We start from the raw sequence: 16,529 nt of genomic DNA, 5'->3' as shown, positions 1-16,529 counted from the left end.
AGGGGAGCCATTGGCTCCCCTCTTTCATGGGCAATGATGCCCTGCATTTCCCTTTAGGAAATACGCTCCAGACGAGCCATATAGAAGCCATCGAAGCCGGTCTGGCTCGGGCTGACATTATGATCGTCCAACAGGCGGAAGTGCTCGTTGGCGGCCAGGAACTTGTCTATCTGCTGACGGTTCTCGGAGGGCAGTATGGAGCAGGTTGCATAGACCAGGATGCCACCTATCTTGGTCATCTGGCTGTAGCGCTGCAATATCTCTTCTTGCAGTGCCATCAGGATCGGCAGACGCTCGGCGGTGTCGCGCCACTTGGCATCCGGATTGCGCTTGAGTACGCCCAGGCCCGAGCAGGGTACGTCCAGCAGCACACGGTCTGCGCTCTCTTTGAGGCGTTTGACTGTCTTGCTGCTGGTGATGACGCGGGTCTCCACGTTGTGGGCACCGGCGCGGCGGGCACGCTGCTTGAGGTTTTCCAGCTTCCACTCTTCCACGTCCATGGCGAGCAGGCGGCCCTTGCCCTCCATCAGGGCGGAGATGTGCAGCGTCTTGCCACCGGCACCGGCGCAGGCATCGATCACCTTCATGCCCGGTTTGACGTCGAGGGCGGCCGCAACCAGCTGGGAGCCGGCATCCTGCTGTTCGAACCAGCCATCGGCAAAGGCCTTGGTGCGGAACAGGGCTGAGTCGGAGGTGACCTGCAGGGCGCTGTCGACACCCTCAACGGGGATGGTGCTCACATGCTCTTTGTTGAGTTGGGCTTGCAGCTGCGCCTTGGTGCACTTGAGGCTGTTGACGCGCAGGTAGCGCTTGGGCATCCAGGCCAGGGCGGCCCGTTCGGCAGGCCAGGCGTCGCCAAGTTGCTCGGCACCGAGTTTTTCCAGCCAGCTGGGGCAGCCATCCATCAGCACAGGGTTTTTCTTGGCTTCGGTCAGACGGCGACGAAACGCTTCTTCGTTGAAGCGATCCAAGCTGGGGTGGTTGGGCATATCAATCTTGTGGAACGCATGCCAGCTGTGCAGCAGCGGCCAGACGTTCTTGGCGGCTTGACGCACTTGAATGCCGGACAGGTTGCAGTAGAGGCTGAGGCGACGCAGCAGATCGCCGGTGACCAGGGCAATCCTTGCCTGTTCTTGGGGTTTGAGTTCGATGCCGGAAAAATGACGGGCGTAGGCACGGTCCAGAGTGAGACCCTGCGTCAGTACGTCGTCAAGAATGGCATCAACCAGATCCCCGAAACGGGGTAACAGTGGGGATTTGAGCATGAGATTAACCTTGGCCGATGAAATCCGCGCAATGATAGGGGTTAGACCAGATTGGCGCAACCGCAGCGCTCGCGCTTTCCCTTGCTGGTGACGCCATAAACGGCCATGATCCCGTAATTGATGGGGACAGGGGCGGTCAACACACCGAGAGGTCACCATACTCATTCGCGTAGCAAGCCATGATGGCCCTGAGTGGCCCGGACGATAAGGATATCCAGATGATGTCGATGCGAACACTCCTGCTATTGATCCCGCTGATGGCCAGTCAGGTTCAGGCAGAACCCGCACCACACTGGCGCACCCTGGCCGCCAGGGGTCAGGAAGAGGCTGGGCTAGCGGTGCGGGCGCGGGCCTTTCGCCAGGTCGATGATGCCAGTGCGCAGCTGACGGCACTGGCCGATGGTGCGCGCACCCTGGTGCTGCCTCTGCCCGAGGGGGGAGAGGTTGGTTTCATATTGACGCTCAACGATCTGTTGCCTGCCGCTTTGGCGGCCAAGTATCCAGGGATCCTCACTTTCAGCGGCCAGAGCCTGCAGGATGAGCGGGATACCGGCCGTTTCGAGCTGGGGCCCCTGGGTTTTCACGGCATGTTTCACTATCAGGGTCGGCTCATCTTCGTCGATCCCCTGAGGAATGGGCTGGGTTATGTGGTCTACGACCAGCGCGATGCCCTGAGTCCCCTCGAGCAGCAGGCTGACGAGGTGCTGGGTCAGCCCCTCGCCGCCGCCCGGGCCGTGCTGGTGAGTGGCAACGAGCGTCGGCGCTATGTCATCGCCATCTCGGCGTCGGGCGAGTACACCCAGTATCACACGGGGACCAAGGCCGGTGCACTGGCAGCCATCGCCACCCTGCTCAACCGGGTCAACGAGGTCTATCAGCGGGATCTCGGCGTGAACTTCCAATTGGTCGCCAACAACGATCTCGTCATCTACACCGACCCCGCCACTGACCCGTTCAGCAACGACAGCAGTGACATGGCCAAGAATCAGAGCGTGCAGGCGACGGCCCTTGGGGCGACCCCCTTTGATATAGGTCACGTGCTCAACACCGGGGGAGGGGGCCTGGCCATGCTGGGCAGCCTGTGCGTCGCCAATCTGAAATCCCAGGGGATGACCGGCTCGAGTGCTCCGGTGGGGGATGCCTTCTTCATCGATTACGTGGCCCATGAACTCGGCCATCAGCTGGGGGCCGATCACACCTTCAATGGCACCAGCGGGGACTGCGGCAGCGGCAGTCGTATCGCAGCGCAGGCCTGGGAGCCCGGCAGCGGCAGCTCCATCATGGGCTACGCCGGTTTGTGCGGCGAGGAGGATCTGCAAGATGGCAGCCTGCCGTATTTCCACAGCAAGTCCATCGAGCAGATGCGCGAGCACATAGGGTTCTACCAGAGTTGCGGCATCCGGGAGGCGCTCAGCAACAATGCGCCTCAGGTCGCGGCGGGCAATGACTATGTGATCCCGGCCAATACCCCTTTCTTGCTCAATGGGGGGGGGTCGGATCTCGATGGCGACAGCCTGAGTTACAACTGGGAGCAGCTCGATCGCGGCGCCGCCTCCATCAGTCTGGCGACCATGGTCGATGATGGCAGCAGGCCCATCTTCCCCTTTGTGGCGCCCGGCACCTCGAGTCAGCGACTGTTACCCAGCCTGAGTGCATTGCAAAGTGGCACCCTCGCCAAGGGAGAGGCGTGGCCGACCACCAACCGCACCCTGAATTTTCGCCTGACGGCCCGGGATGGCAAGGGCGGGGTGGGCAGTGACGAGATGCAGGTACAGGTGGTCGATACGGGATCCCCTTTCACACTGACCTCCCCATTGAGTGGCACCCTGAGCGAGGGACAAGCGCTGGCCATTCGCTGGCAGGTGGCGGGCAGCCAGGCGGCTCCCATCTCTTGTGCCAGGGTCGATGTGGCCTTGAGCGCCAATGATGGCCATGCCTGGAGTCCGCTTGCCAGCGCCATCCCGAACAGTGGCAACGCCTCCCTGACGCTGCCGACCCTGCCCGTCACCAGCCAGGGGCGACTGAAGCTGAGTTGCAATGGCAATATCTTCTTCGCCCTGAGTCCCAGATTGAGCCTGACCGGCAGTGGCAGCACCATAGGCACGGTCAGTCCGACACCAACAGTGCCCACTGATGACTCCAGCGGAGGCGGCGGTGGCGGCAGCCTGAGCCTCTGGAGTTTGTTGTTGCTCGCGCTGGGTGGTGCCATGCGACGTCGGGGTGACAGATGAGGGCCTTGTTGGCTCTGGGACTCTTGCTGCTGGCTGGCTGCCAGGCCGATGCCAGCCCCCAGGCCGGCACCAGGGCCGCCGTTGAGATCCCTGGCGTGGCGCAGGCCCTCAGTGAGCATCTGGCTCGCGGCGATCACCGGGTGATCATCCGGGCTGGTCGTGGCCAGATGGCGCCGGGCATTGCGGCCGAGCAGCAGGGGGCGGTCAAGGGGCGCTGTGGCATGCGTTATCTGGAGGGGCTGGGGGATCTGGTGAGGCCTGGGGAGGAGGCACAACAGCAGGCGTTGACTGACTTTGCCGCAGCATATAATCGCCAGATAGTGGCGCACTGCCCACGGGATGAGGGAGCAAGATAGCGCGCCAGGCCTCGCAGGATGCAGATGGGAAAAAGGGAGGGGGGCTATGGCCTCCCTTCGCAGTTGAGGCTTGTCGCAAGGCCGGGCTAGTCGCACAATGCCAACCAGGACATGACAGCCCCGAGGCAGGTACAGAGCCTTGGCGTCTTGCGCAGTCATGGGAAAATAAAGAAGGAAAAACAAGATGATGGATGTTGCTGATCTGCGCCGTGAATACAGCAAGGGTGGCCTGCACAGAGCCGATTTGCCTGTCGAGCCCCTGGCGCTGTTCGAGAAGTGGCTGGGGCAGGCCTGCGAAGCCAAGCTGTCGGATCCCACCGCCATGGTGGTTGCCACCGTCGATGCCAGCGGCCAGCCCTGGCAGCGCACCGTGCTGCTCAAACACTATGATGCGGCAGGCATGCTGTTCTACACCAACATGGGCAGCCGCAAGGCGCTGCAACTGGCGGGCAACCCCTGCATCAGCCTGCTCTTCCCCTGGCATATGCTGGACCGCCAGGTGCATGTCACAGGGCGCGTAGAGAAGCTGAGCACCTTGGAGGTGATGCGCTATTTCCACAGCAGACCCAAGGATAGCCAGATTGCGGCCTGGGTCTCGCAGCAGTCTTCCCGTATCAGTGCCCGTGGCGTGCTGGAGTCCAAGTTCATGGAGTTGAAGCAGAAATTCGCCAATGGCGAGGTGCCGCTGCCCAGCTTCTGGGGCGGCTACCGGGTGGTGATCGACAGCGTCGAGTTCTGGCAGGGGGGGGAGCACCGGCTGCACGATCGCTTCCTCTATCAGCGAGCAGGTGAGCGTTGGCAGATAGACAGATTGGCCCCCTGACAGCAGTGATCACTCACCCCTTTGATGACTCAGGGGCCTGGTCTGCTCAGGTGGAGAGACCGGGTGCCATGGGCCTGCTGATCGACAGGGATCTGCTCCAGGCTCACTGGCTCCCTGACGTGAGCGCCTGGCAGCGCGCCGGGCACAGCTGGTGGTTGCTGGGGCGGCGAGGAGATAACAATGCATGCTGCGGTGGCGCCTGGGAGCAGGAGAGTGCATTCCGCCCGGATGGGCGGCTCGATGCGTCCGCGCTGCTGGCTGACTGGCTGGCGCCTGCGGGGGGGCCAGCGCGTGCGAGTGGGGCCAAAGACCGGCAGATCTTGCTGAGCGCCTCCTCGGCCTTGCTGGTACTGGCCAAGGAGCAGGGCTTGCTGACCCTGGGGCCCAGTGGTGCAGATCACTCCCTGTCTCTTACTCAGGGGCTGGGCCCCGCCTTGACACGCTTGCTGGCAAGGCGCCTGACGCTGCCCTGGCTGCGAGAGCCGGCTCTCTCTCCAGAAGAGGCATCTCAGTCCCGGCGAGGGGCGCGGCTAGCCGGCGCCATCTGCCTGCGTCCTCTGGTGGCGAGGGATGCATCCTGGATAGCGGCTTACTGCCAGGATGCGGCCATTGCCCGTTATACCCTCAATATTCCCCACCCCTATCCCGAGGGGGCTGCCAGCGATTGGCTCCAGCTTTGCGGGCGCAAGCAAGGGCTGGGGCAGGCATGGAGCTGGGCCATCTGGCTGGAGGGGGAAACGGAGGCTGCGCCTGTGGGCACTGTGTCCCTGAGTTGCCAGGGCTCCCTGGCCTGGTGGGTCGGTGTGCCCTGGCAAGGGCTCGGCATCGCGACCAGGGCGGCGATACTGGTACGAGACTTTGCCTTTGCGAGCGCTCACTTACCCGAGATCAACGGCTGCCACATGGCGGGCAACCTGGCCTCTGGCCGGGTGATGGCCAAACTGGGCATGAGCGATCTGGGGATGGCGCCTCTGGTCGAGCGCCCCGATTGCGTCGTGCGGCACTGGCGCTTGGGGCGCGGTGTCCGGGGGAGATAATCCTGGTGCCCCTTGAGGCTGTGTTCGGGCAGGGGGAGAGGCGGGATGAGCCCCAGGGATGGGGCGGGCTCTGTCACGTTTTCCTGGGGGAAAGCTCCCATTTCTGGTCAAAGGTGTTCCGGCCCGGCGGGATTTCTGTGGAATAATGGCGGCAAGTTGTATCAGGAGTCTGTCTTAATGCTGAGAACCGAGCGCCCCGGCGACATGTTACCCGTCTATGAGTTGGTGAGTGCCGCCTTTGGCCGCACCGATGAGGCCGAACTGGTCAACCGCCTGCGTGAATGCGGCGCTGCCGTGGTGACCCAGGTGGAAGAGGAGGACTATGAATTCATGGGCCACCTGCTGCTCAGCCCGGTGACCATCAATGGTCTGGAAGGGCCCTGGCTTGGCCTGGCACCGGTTGCCGTGCACCCGGACTGGCAGGGACAGGGCATCGGCTCGGAGCTGATCCGCGAGGGGCTGGATACGGCGCTGGAGATGGACTGGAAGGCAGTGGTGGTGCTGGGCGATCCCGCCTACTACGCTCGTTTCGGGTTTCGTCCCGCCAGTGAATTCGGTCTGCACTGCTGCTATGAGGTGCCAAGCGAGCACTTCATGGCCATGGAGCTGCAGGCGGGTGGCCTGACCAATCTGCAAGGAGAGGTGCTCTACCACCCCTTGTTCGACGAGATCCCCGAAGAGAGTGCTGACGAAGAGTGATGCCCGGCGAGCAGTCAGCCACAGTACCCCATCAAAAAGGCGCCATCAGGCGCCTTTTTTGTCTGTTCGGTTCGCGGCTCAGTCGAAGAACCAGTAACCGCGATTGACCAGGCGGGTGAACAGGTGCAGGAAGCCGGCCTGATCCGCGAGATCCACCATGTCGGACTGGGTCACCAGATCGCGATCGCACAGCAGCTTGAGGGCGGCGCCATCGGGTTCGCCCAGGGTCCAGGCCTCGCCATCGATGTAGCAGGTCTGGTTGTCGTCGCTAAACCAGACGCAGCGCAGACCAGGCACTCGCACCGCTGGCTGGCCCTGGGTCAGCAGATCGGCCACCTCATCGCTGCTGTAATCCGGGGCGTCGTCCTGAGGCAGAGGCATGACATCCAGATCGTGCTTGGCCTCGGAGATGGTGGCGCCGAACCACTCCTTGAACAGGGTCTCGTCATCCAACGCTTGTTGCATAAGCTCGCGCAGGCGGTGCAGCTCGTGCTGCTGGATCTCGCCATGGTGGCGGCAGGGTTTGAGATCCGGGTCGGCATAGCGCTCGGTGCGGATCTCGTTGTCGATCAGGTGATCGGCAAAAGAGGTGAGCAGATCCCGGGCATCCGGGGCGCGGAACCCCACCGAGAAGTTCATGGAGGGCTCGATGGCGTAGCCCTCATGGGGGAATCCGGGCGGAATATAGAGGATATCGCCGGGTTCCATCTCCACATCGATGATCGCCTCGAAGGGCCCGCAGTGACGCAGGGCGCGGTGCGCGGCGTACTCGGTGATCTGCTGGGCATCTCCCACCCGCCAGTGGCGCTTGCCGACCCCCTGGGTGATGAAGACATCGTACTGATCGATGTGGGGACCGACGCCGCCCCCCGGGGTGGAGAAACTCACCATGACGTCGTCGAAACGCCAGCCCGGGATGAACTGGAAGGGCACCGCCAGTTCATGGACCTCGGGAGCCCAATGGTTGCAGGCCTGGATAAGCAGGGTCCAGTCACGTTCGCCCAGCTGATCGTAATCTTCGAAGGGGCCGTGCTCGGCGGTCCACTGGTCATCTTTGCAGGTGACCAGGCGCGACTCTATCTCTTTCTCCATGGCCAGCCCGGCCAGTTCATCGGGGCTGATGGGATCCTGAAACTGCGTGAAGCCGCCCTTGATAAGCAGGGGGCGCTTTTGCCAATGATGTTCGAGGAAGTGAGCGATATCCAGATTGAGTTCGTACATGGGCTTCTCATACCTAATAAAAGTGGTCAGACAGAGGTCTTGATAAGGGCAGCGGCTGCGCTTATCGGGACATCCGCCCGGCGTTGCATGACGGTGTTGCCAGTGCGCAATGCCATGCCAAAACAACAGGGGCCCGGCGGGCCCCTGTTGGCAAGCGGGTACTTACTTCAGCTCATCAACCAGCTGCTTGGCGGCGCCAATATAGTTGGCCGGGGTCAGCTTCTTGAGCTCCACCTTGACGTGCTCGGGCAGTGCCAGGGTGTCGATAAAGGTGCGCATGCCCTCGGCATCGACGCGGCGGCCACGGGTCAACTCTTTGAGCTTCTCGTAGGGCTTCTCGATGCCGTAGCGGCGCATCACGGTCTGGATGGGCTCGGCCAGCACTTCCCAGTTGGCATCCAGATCGGCAGCCATGGCGGCGGCGTTGGCTTCCAGCTTGGAGATGCCCTTCAGGGTCGCCTGATAGGCAATCAGGGAGTAACCCACCGCCACGCCGAGGTTGCGCAGCACGGTCGAATCGGTGAGATCTCGCTGCCAGCGGGAGATGGGCAGTTTGCTCGCCAGGTGCTGGAATACCGCATTGGCCAGACCCAGGTTGCCTTCGGAGTTCTCGAAGTCGATGGGGTTGACCTTGTGGGGCATGGTGGAGGAGCCAATCTCGCCGGCGATGGTGCGCTGCTTGAAGTGACCCAGGGAGATGTAACCCCACACATCCCGGTCGAAATCGATGAGGATGGTGTTGAAGCGGGCCATGGCATCGAACAGCTCGGCGATGTAGTCGTGGGGCTCGATCTGGGTGGTATAGGGGTTCCAGGACAGACCGAGAGAGGTGACGAACTCCTCGGCGAACTGGTGCCAGTTCACTTCCGGATAGGCAGATATGTGGGCGTTGTAGTTACCGACCGCACCGTTGATCTTGCCGAGCAGTTCGACCGCCATGATCTGCTGGTACTGACGCTCCAGGCGATAGGCGACGTTGGCCATCTCCTTGCCCATGGTGCTCGGGGTTGCCGGTTGACCGTGGGTACGTGACAGCAGCGGCATGTCGCGATACTCATGGGCCAGACGCTTGATTTCACTGATCAACTGCTCGCAATAGGGTTTGATCACCTCTTCGCGGGCGGCCTTGAGCATCAGGCCGTGGGAGTTGTTGTTGATGTCTTCCGAGGTGCAGGCGAAGTGAATGAATTCGCTGACAGCCGCCAGCTCAGGGTTCACTTCCACCTTCTCCTTGAGGAAGTACTCAACGGCCTTCACATCATGGTTGGTGGTGCGCTCAATGGCTTTGATGCGAGCCGCATCCGCCTCGCTAAAGCCGTGGACGATGGCATCGAGCGCGGCATTGGCCTGGGCACTCAGGGTCGGGACTTCCGGGATCCCGGCGTGGCTGGCCAGTTTCTGCAACCAGCGCACCTCTACCTCGACGCGAAAACGCAGCAGACCGAATTCGGAGAAGATAGGGCGCAAGGCGGCGGCCTTGTCACCGTAGCGACCATCGATCGGGGATACAGCAGTCAGCGCTGACAACTCCATGGGGTGAACTCCTGATGTGTGGGGGATTAAAATCGTTTGGCCAGTTCCACCATCTTCTTGCGAGCGAAGATGATCTGGGTACGGCTGCCGCCAAGCTGGCGCCAGAGTACGGCGGCGCGGATGCCGGCGAGCAGCAGGGCGCGCACCTTGTGTTGTACCAGCGGCTGTTGCAGGAACAGCGGCGTACCAGCGACCTGGATACGGGGCCCTATCGGGCTGATGAGATCGCTGTAGATGCTCGCCATGTTGGCCAGGATCTGCTCGTCGAGCAGATCGAAATGCTGTTGCTGGCGACCAATCTGGCTGATGCGCTCCCCCAGCATGCTGAGGATATCTTTGCGCTTGGCCAGCTTGCGCTCCAGGGCGATCAGGCTGACCACATAGCGGGTCAGCTCGGCATTCTTCTGGCTGCCATCGGCGCCGAGTTGCTCGACCAGGGCGCGGTAGCCATCGCGAATGGCGAGGTGGCTGCCAAACACTTCCAGGGGCTGCTTGGGATTGGTGACCAGCACGCTTTGCAGGCTCTCGCGCAGGGCGGCCTCGTCGCAGCTGCCGTCACGGGCCACTTTCTGCACCAGATAGGCCGCCTGGCAGATGCCGGCAAAGGCCATGGTTCTGTCTTGAAATTTATCGCTCATACATTCACGGCCCTGTTTTGTTCATTCACCGGCTGATGCCGCCGCAGACCCTGACCTGGTTCTGTCTTGACATGTACCCTTCATATGGTCACGGCCCTGTTTTGTTTATTCACCGGTTGATGCCGCCGCAGACCATGATCCTGCCTTGAAATGTATTGTGCATATGGTCACGGTCTTGATCTGTTCGTGCGCACCGGCTGACTGCAGCACAGTGCCAGGTTACTGACGAGGGCCGTGCATGTGCGCGGCCCTCGTGATTCATTCACACCGAATGGTTGAAACGCTGCTCGATGATGCCGCCGCCCAGGCAATTCTCTCCGTCGTAGAAGACCGCCGACTGGCCCGGGGTCACCGCAGCCTGTTTCTCGTCGAAGATGACCCGAATGGTCTCGTCATCCATGGGCTGGATGAGGCAGGGGATATCCTGCTGGCGGTAGCGGGTCTTGACGGTGCAGCGCAGCGGCGCACGAATGGGGGTACGATCCACCCAGTGCAGCTGGCTGGCTATGAGGCCATCCGAATAGAGGCGGGGGTGATCCCCCTGGGCAACGATCAGGGTGTTGCGCTCGACCTCTTTGTCGACCACATACCAGGCATCTTCCCCGGCATCCTTCATGCCGCCAATGCCCAATCCTTTACGCTGACCCAGGGTGTGATACATCAAGCCCTGGTGGGTGCCGATCACCTTGCCATCCACGGTTTCGATAGGACCTGGCTGGGCGGGCAGGAACTTGGCCAGGAAGTCCTTGAATTTGCGCTCGCCGATGAAGCAGATGCCGGTGGAGTCTTTCTTCTTGGCGGTGATGAGCTCGAGCTGTTCCGCGATGCGGCGCACCTCGGGTTTTTCCAGATTGCCGACCGGGAACAGGCTCTGACCCACCTGGGCTTCGCTCAGGGTGTAGAGGAAGTAGCTCTGATCCTTGTTGGCATCCAGACCGCGCAGCAGGCGCGGGCGACCTGTGCTGTCATCCCGGCGCACATAGTGGCCGGTGGCGATGTAGGTGGCACCCAGCTCTTCGGCGGCAAACTCCAGGAACGCCTTGAACTTGATCTCCTTGTTGCAGAGGATGTCCGGGTTCGGGGTACGCCCCGCCTTGTACTCCTCGAGGAAATGTTCGAACACATTGTCCCAGTACTCGGCGGCGAAGTTGATGGTGTGCAGGTGCATGCCCAGCTTGTCGCAGACTGCCTGGGCATCAGCCAAATCCTGGGAGGCAGAGCAATACTCGTCCGTGTCGTCTTCTTCCCAGTTCTTCATGAACAAGCCTTCGACCTGGTAACCCTGCTGTTGCAGCAGGTAGGCCGAGACGGAAGAGTCCACACCGCCGGACATGCCGACGATCACCTTGATTTGGCTGTTATCTGTCATTGAGTGTCGTTACCAGTTCGTTTAAACGGGGCGTATTCTAACAGCATTTCGCGCCCTCGGTCACATATACAAATCATGATCCCGGGTTGAGCGGGGGGTGGCGAAATCGTTTGTCCCGGATTGGCGGCAGGGGCGGGCCTGGCTCTCCCGTGGCAGGCGTTGTTCGTCAGACGCCCGTCTGGGACTTGCCCTGGATGAAAGCTTGCAGGGCGCACAGGGGCAACCGGGTGCCAGCCAGGTAATCCTGTATGCATTGCCAGACCAGGGGGCTGCGCAAGGCGGCTCTGCGCTCGGCTATCTCGGCCAGGGTAAACCAGTGGCAGGCGAGCACGTCCCCATCGGGATCGGCGGGCTGATGCTGGCCCGGATCGCTGTGAAGGTCAAACACCAGGGCGGTGCGCAGGAAGGTGGCCTCGCTGTCGGCGGGTTTGAACAGATAGTTGCCGAGCCAGGCATTGGGCTCGGCCTCGAGCCCCGTCTCCTCTTTGAGCTCGCGCCGGGCCGCCTCAATCAGGGTCTCCCCCGCTTCCAGATGACCGGCGGGCTGATTGAAGCGCCGCTCACCGTGGATCGCCTCCTCGACCAGCAAGAAGCGTCCCTGCCAGTGCACCAGGGCGGCGACCGTCAGGCGGGCGGGCAGATATTCGTGATCCATAACAAGGCTCCTGGGCAGATAGGCACCGCAAGGTGCAAGGGGGCAATTCGAGCTGGCTTAGATAATCGGGGGTTCGGCCCGGCTTGTCACCCGCTCTTTGCCCGCCAGGGTGGCGGTGATGGGGCAGCCTTGACTGAATCTCCCAGCTGGCAGGGGTAGGCGGCCGATCCCTGGGCTTGCCTGGGATGACCCTGTGATGGGGCGAGCACCACGCTCGGTGATCCCGCTCCCCGCAACAGGCTCCTGGTCAGCACAAGGTCAGGCTTTACGAGCCGGACGGCGCGCGCTGGCGCGGCCGGACCCCTTGCTGCTCGCCCCCGTGCTTGCCTTGTCGGTGGCGCGTGCTGGGGGCTGGCCCCTGGCGGGCGTCGACGCGGCCATGCGGGTTGGCGCCGCTCTGGGCGCGCGGGGACGAGGGGCGGGGGAGGGCATCTCGCCGGGGGTCAGGGCACGGCTCTGGCCCGGGGCCAGCCCATCCAGGGTCCAGGCACCGATGGCGTAGCGAATGAGGCGCAGGGTCGGGTGGCCGATGTGGGCCGTCATGCGCCGCACCTGACGGTTGCGGCCCTCGACTATCTTGATCTCCAGCCAGCAGGTAGGAATGGCCTGGCGCTCGCGGATCGGCGGATTGCGCGGCCACACCTCAGGTTCCGCCATGATGCGTGCCTCGGCGGGCAGCGTCATGCCGTCATTGAGTTCAACCCCGGCGCGCAGGGCGGCCAGGGCATCGTCACTCACCATCCCCTCAACTTGCACCCAATAGGTCTTGGGAGTCTTCTCTCCCGGCTGGGTGAGCTGGGCCTGCAACTTGCCGTCATTGGTGAGCAGCAAGAGCCCTTCGCTGTCGCGGTCCAGTCGGCCAGCGGCATAGATGCCGGGCTCCTTGACGTAATCCTTGAGGGTCTCTCGGCCCCCTTCGTCGGTGAACTGGCACAGCACCATGTAGGGCTTGTTGAGCAGCAATAAGGTGCGATCCTGCGCCGCCACGGGCGGGTTGGCGCCCCCGGTTTGAGTGCGCACCGGGGCGGCCGGGCGGGATGAGGGTCGTGGCGAGAGGAGAGGGCGGCTCGGTTTCATGGCATCTGGCATCAATAATGGCGGGGCCACAGTGTATCACAGGCCCCCGGCGGCGGGATCTGTCCCCCAGGCGTTGAGACTCACGAAGCGAGGTCTGAACCGGGCAGGCTGGTTTCGGCGGGCTAGCTCAGCAGTCCCTCGATGACGATGGCGTGACGGGCCTGATGAGTGCTGGCGTGGAGCAGGGCATGGGTCAGGATCTCGTCCATCATGGCCCGGGCCAGCCGGGTCAGGGGTCTGAGCTGGGCGGGGGGCAACTGCCGGGGGGCGCAGAGCAGGATGATGTTGTGCACCGCCCCCAAGCTGGAACCCCAATCGACGGGCTCTGTGCTGTGCAGCATGGCGAGGGCGGGCTGGCGGACGGCGGCACTGAGCACATGGGGCATGGCGATGCCCGCCCGGATGATGGTGGCGCTGACTTGCTCGCGGGCCATGAGTTCACTGTGCAGGCCAGGGCTCTCTTTGACCAGACTCTCTGGCAGGAGGTCTATCAGCTGCGCCAGCACCTGGGCCTTGGCGTGCGGGGCAGACAGGCTCGCCACCTGGGGCAAGGCAAAGTGGTAGTCGGGCTGGTGGGTGGCCAGGCGCTGCTCGGCGAGGTGCGCCGTCGTACTGCGGCCAAGGGGTTTGCCCAGCTCCACGCACCAGCAGTTGAACGCCATGTGGGCCAGTTCGGCATCCAGTCCTTCAATCAACAGCTGGCAGAGATCCCCGGGCTGGGTGGCTAAGGTGAGCAGGGCGAGCAGGCTGCTGGCCTCGGCGGTCTGGCGGCGACTGAGGTTGCTCAATTGGATATGCGACTTGAACAGGCCCGCCATGCGGCTCAGTTGCCGGGCCTGGTTGATGCTCAGGCCATGGCGGCAATAGAGGGTGATCTCGCGGCTCAGCATCAGGGCGCGGGGGGCGGGGCGCTGAGCACGGCGACCGCATTGAGCAGCACGGACTCCAGCGATACCTGGCGCTGGGGGCAGCCGAGGAAGCGCTCTTTCTGCTCTATCTCGATGTCGGAGGCGATCAGCACCAGATCGGCGCTGGCGATATCCCGGGCGGTGAGGATATTTTCCAGCCCCATGGCGCCCTGGGTCTCGACCTTGATCTTCAACCCGAGCTGGGCGGCCGCCTTTTGCAGCGCTTCGGCGGCCATATAGGTGTGGGCAATGCCGGTGGGACAGGCGGTAACGGCAACGACTTTCATGGGACCTCGCAAAAATGGGTAGCGCCGGGACAAGATAACGTCTGGCCTCGAAATGTCCAACGGACAGATAGGCCCGGCTAGCTTGCGGTGTGCCGCTGACAACACAAAGAGGCCCAGGAGGGCCTCTTTGTGGTTCGGGGCTTCTGTTGTTTAAGCGGGTACGGCAGCCAGCTTGCCCTTGCGCAATTTTTTCAGGGCAACGGCGACCACGCCGGTGACGATGGCACCGCAGATCATGCACAGCAGCGCCAGCAGCGGCTTGTTGACCGCGCCCAGCAGGGCCACGATGGGGCCACCGTGGGCCACGCTGTTGGTGATGCCGAACAGGAAGGCCATCACGGCGGCGGTCATGCTGCCCAGCACGTTGGCCGGAATGACCGCGAGCGGGTCACGGGCGGCAAACGGAATGGCCCCTTCGGAGATGCCCACCAGGCCCATGGCACCGGCGGCTTTGCCCGCTTCGATTTCGGAGGCATCGAACACATCCAGCTTGCGACCAATGAGGGTGGCGAAGGCCATGCCCAGTGGTGCGGCAGGAATGGCGCAGGCCATGGCGCCCATGAACTGGGTCTGGCCCGAGGCTATCATGCCCACCGAGAACAGGAAGGCGACCTTGTTGACCGGGCCCCCCATGTCAAAGCCCGCCATGCCACCCAGCACTATGCCCAGCAGCACCATGCTGCCGCCGCTCATGGAGAGCAGCATGTTGTTGAGGCCGGTCATCATGTCGGCGATGGGGGCGCCAATGATGAAGATGAACACCGCGGCAATGAACAGGGAACCGACGATGGGTGCAATCATGACCGGCACCAGGGGTTGCACCATCTTGCTGTAGTTGCGGGTCGCTATCCAGCGCACCAGGTAGCCGACCAGCAGGCCCGCGACGATGGCACCAATAAAGCCGGTGCCGGCGTCGGCGCCGTAGAAGCTGCCGTCATTGGCTATCCAGCCGCCGATAAAGCCCGGCGCCAGGGCGGGGCGGTCGGCAATGGCATAGGCGATATAGGCAGATAGCACGGGGATCATCAGCTTGAAGGCCACCACGCCGACGTTGAGGATCTGGTTCCACATGCTCCCTTCCGGGATCTGCATGCCGCTCGGGGTCGGGTGACCCCCTATGGCCAGTGCCAACGCAATCAGCAGGCCGCCGGTGACCACGAAGGGGATCATGTGGGAGACGCCATTCATCAGGAAGCGGTAGAGATCGCCGCTGCCGCCACCGGTGCTCTGCTCCTCGCCCTTCTTGTCATCTTTGTCTGCCACATAGGCTGGCGCCTTGAGCGCCTGCTCGATCAGCCCCTTGCCATCCTTGATGGGGGCCTTGACCCCGGTCTTGATGAGCGGCTTGCCGTTGAAGCGGGTCATGTCCACCTGCTTGTCACAGGCCACCACGATGGCGCTGGCGCGGGCAATGTCGGCCGCGGTCGGACTGTTCTTGACGCCGATGGAGCCGTTGGTCTCAACCTTTATCTCATAGCCCAGCTCCTTGGCGGCGCGCTCCAGGGACTCGGCGGCCAGATAGGTGTGGGCGATACCGGCCGGGCAGCCGGTGACACCTATGATGAAGCCTTTGTCGGCGACTGGGGCGGCTTGCTCTTCTTTCTTCTCGAGCAGCAGGGCCAGTGCCTCGGCAGAGCTCCTGGCGGCCAGCAACCTGGCAATAAAGCCCTCTTCGATCAGCTTGGCGGAGAGCTCGGCCAGCACCTCGATATGGTGGTTGGCGCCACCGGCCGGGGAGGCAATCATGAAGAACAGCTTGGAGGGCTGCCCATCCTCGGCGCCGTAGTCGATGCCGGCTCGGCTGATGCCGATGGCCACCGCCGGGGTGCTCACCGCAGCGCTCTTGGCGTGGGGCAGGGCAACCCCCTCCTCGAAGCCGGTGTTGTCCAGCGCTTCCCGGGCCCACAGGTCCTTGATGAACTGCTGCTCATCGCTGACTTTTCCCTGGGCGACCAGCAAGCGGGCCATCTCGCTGAAGACCTCCTCCTTGCATGTCGCTGTTAAATCGAGATTGATCAGATGCTCGTTGATAAGGGTGGTGATCATGGCGTTCTCCCTGCTCCTGGCCGGAGCCTGTTGGCATCTCTTCCCGGATTGCCGCCCGGGACATGCAGACAAAGTTGACATTCATATTATGGTGGCATGGCGGCCACTGCCCTATCGGACAAACATGCTGTTTACTGGATTTTTGTGCGGTAAAATCCTGAGTGTGAGCCGGATCCCAAAGCGAGCTATTGGTCTAAGATAGTAAGGAATTTGTATTTTTACACATAAAATCATGATGTTAGTTTACATATGATTGCGGTGTTATCGCTGTGGCCCTACCAGTCAGGACGGGAGAGAGAAGCTTCTTCTGTAAATTTGTGAGGGTAGATGATGGGGCGAGATGTGAGCCAACGCACATAAATGGCAGCCGTCAGGGGGAGGCAG

General features: G+C 62.6%; 15 protein-coding genes. 5 read left to right on the top strand and 10 right to left on the bottom strand.

Annotated elements, in window-relative coordinates; all coding sequences use genetic code 11:
• Positions 1 to 53 precede the first annotated feature (53 nt).
• Positions 54 to 1,265, bottom strand: coding sequence for an RsmB/NOP family class I SAM-dependent RNA methyltransferase (locus KYK33_RS13645; protein WP_042039493.1), 1,212 nt, complete (start codon positions 1,263 to 1,265; stop codon positions 54 to 56).
• 227 nt (positions 1,266 to 1,492) lie between these two features.
• Between KYK33_RS13645 and KYK33_RS13640 the strand changes: the two genes are divergently transcribed.
• The 5 genes from KYK33_RS13640 (at position 1,493) to KYK33_RS13620 (ending at position 6,411) form a co-directional block, all read left to right on the top strand.
• Positions 1,493 to 3,496 (top strand): reprolysin-like metallopeptidase, encoded by a 2,004-nt coding sequence (locus KYK33_RS13640; RefSeq protein ID WP_396021400.1) that lies wholly within the window; start codon positions 1,493 to 1,495, stop codon positions 3,494 to 3,496.
• Positions 3,493 to 3,852, top strand: coding sequence for a hypothetical protein (locus KYK33_RS13635; protein WP_224430886.1), 360 nt, complete (start codon positions 3,493 to 3,495; stop codon positions 3,850 to 3,852). Before KYK33_RS13640 ends, KYK33_RS13635 begins: the two co-directional genes overlap by 4 nt.
• Positions 3,853 to 4,036: 184 nt before the next feature.
• Positions 4,037 to 4,675 carry a pyridoxamine 5'-phosphate oxidase gene (gene pdxH / locus KYK33_RS13630; RefSeq protein WP_157013822.1) on the top strand — a complete coding sequence of 213 codons (639 nt, stop codon included), beginning with the start codon at positions 4,037 to 4,039 and terminating at the stop codon, positions 4,673 to 4,675.
• Between the two features lie 68 nt (positions 4,676 to 4,743).
• The gene (locus KYK33_RS13625; RefSeq protein ID WP_224430885.1) at positions 4,744 to 5,712 is read left to right on the top strand and encodes a GNAT family N-acetyltransferase; all 969 of its coding nucleotides are present in this window, start codon (positions 4,744 to 4,746) and stop codon (positions 5,710 to 5,712) included.
• 177 nt (positions 5,713 to 5,889) lie between these two features.
• Positions 5,890 to 6,411, top strand: coding sequence for a GNAT family N-acetyltransferase (locus KYK33_RS13620; protein WP_224430884.1), 522 nt, complete (start codon positions 5,890 to 5,892; stop codon positions 6,409 to 6,411).
• 78 nt (positions 6,412 to 6,489) lie between these two features.
• On the opposite strand, the gene KYK33_RS13615 is transcribed toward KYK33_RS13620, so the two are convergent.
• From KYK33_RS13615 to KYK33_RS13575, 9 genes are all read right to left on the bottom strand, one after another.
• Positions 6,490 to 7,632 (bottom strand): ribosomal protein uL16 3-hydroxylase, encoded by a 1,143-nt coding sequence (locus tag KYK33_RS13615; protein ID WP_042039497.1) that lies wholly within the window; start codon positions 7,630 to 7,632, stop codon positions 6,490 to 6,492.
• Positions 7,633 to 7,794: 162 nt separating this feature from the next.
• A complete protein-coding gene (gene purB / locus KYK33_RS13610) occupies positions 7,795 to 9,165 on the bottom strand; it encodes an adenylosuccinate lyase (RefSeq protein WP_224430883.1) in 1,371 nt (456 codons plus the stop codon).
• 26 nt (positions 9,166 to 9,191) lie between these two features.
• Positions 9,192 to 9,803 (bottom strand): high frequency lysogenization protein HflD, encoded by a 612-nt coding sequence (gene hflD / locus KYK33_RS13605; RefSeq protein ID WP_042039499.1) that lies wholly within the window; start codon positions 9,801 to 9,803, stop codon positions 9,192 to 9,194.
• 262 nt (positions 9,804 to 10,065) lie between these two features.
• Positions 10,066 to 11,172: a tRNA 2-thiouridine(34) synthase MnmA gene (gene mnmA / locus KYK33_RS13600; protein WP_224430882.1), complete on the bottom strand. Its 1,107-nt coding sequence runs from the start codon at positions 11,170 to 11,172 to the stop codon at positions 10,066 to 10,068.
• Between the two features lie 166 nt (positions 11,173 to 11,338).
• Positions 11,339 to 11,827 carry an NUDIX hydrolase gene (locus tag KYK33_RS13595; protein WP_224430881.1) on the bottom strand — a complete coding sequence of 163 codons (489 nt, stop codon included), beginning with the start codon at positions 11,825 to 11,827 and terminating at the stop codon, positions 11,339 to 11,341.
• A gap of 258 nt (positions 11,828 to 12,085) precedes the next feature.
• Entirely contained in the window at positions 12,086 to 12,904 is an 819-nt protein-coding gene (locus KYK33_RS13590) for a pseudouridine synthase (RefSeq protein WP_224430880.1), read from the bottom strand.
• Positions 12,905 to 13,026: 122 nt separating this feature from the next.
• Positions 13,027 to 13,794 carry a PTS sugar transporter subunit IIA gene (locus tag KYK33_RS13585; protein WP_224430879.1) on the bottom strand — a complete coding sequence of 256 codons (768 nt, stop codon included), beginning with the start codon at positions 13,792 to 13,794 and terminating at the stop codon, positions 13,027 to 13,029.
• Entirely contained in the window at positions 13,794 to 14,099 is a 306-nt protein-coding gene (locus tag KYK33_RS13580; protein ID WP_224430878.1) for a PTS fructose transporter subunit IIB, read from the bottom strand. The genes KYK33_RS13585 and KYK33_RS13580 overlap by 1 nt, the downstream gene beginning before the upstream one ends.
• Before the next feature lie 150 nt (positions 14,100 to 14,249).
• A complete protein-coding gene (locus KYK33_RS13575) occupies positions 14,250 to 16,145 on the bottom strand; it encodes a PTS fructose transporter subunit IIABC (RefSeq protein WP_224430877.1) in 1,896 nt (631 codons plus the stop codon).
• Positions 16,146 to 16,529: the final 384 nt, after the last annotated feature.

The sequence above is a fragment of the Aeromonas rivuli genome (genome assembly GCF_020149575.1).
In the GTDB taxonomy this organism is placed as follows: domain Bacteria; phylum Pseudomonadota; class Gammaproteobacteria; order Enterobacterales; family Aeromonadaceae; genus Aeromonas; species Aeromonas rivuli.
Note: the sequence above shows the minus strand (reverse complement) of the source record. Positions and strands in the feature narration are given on the sequence as shown.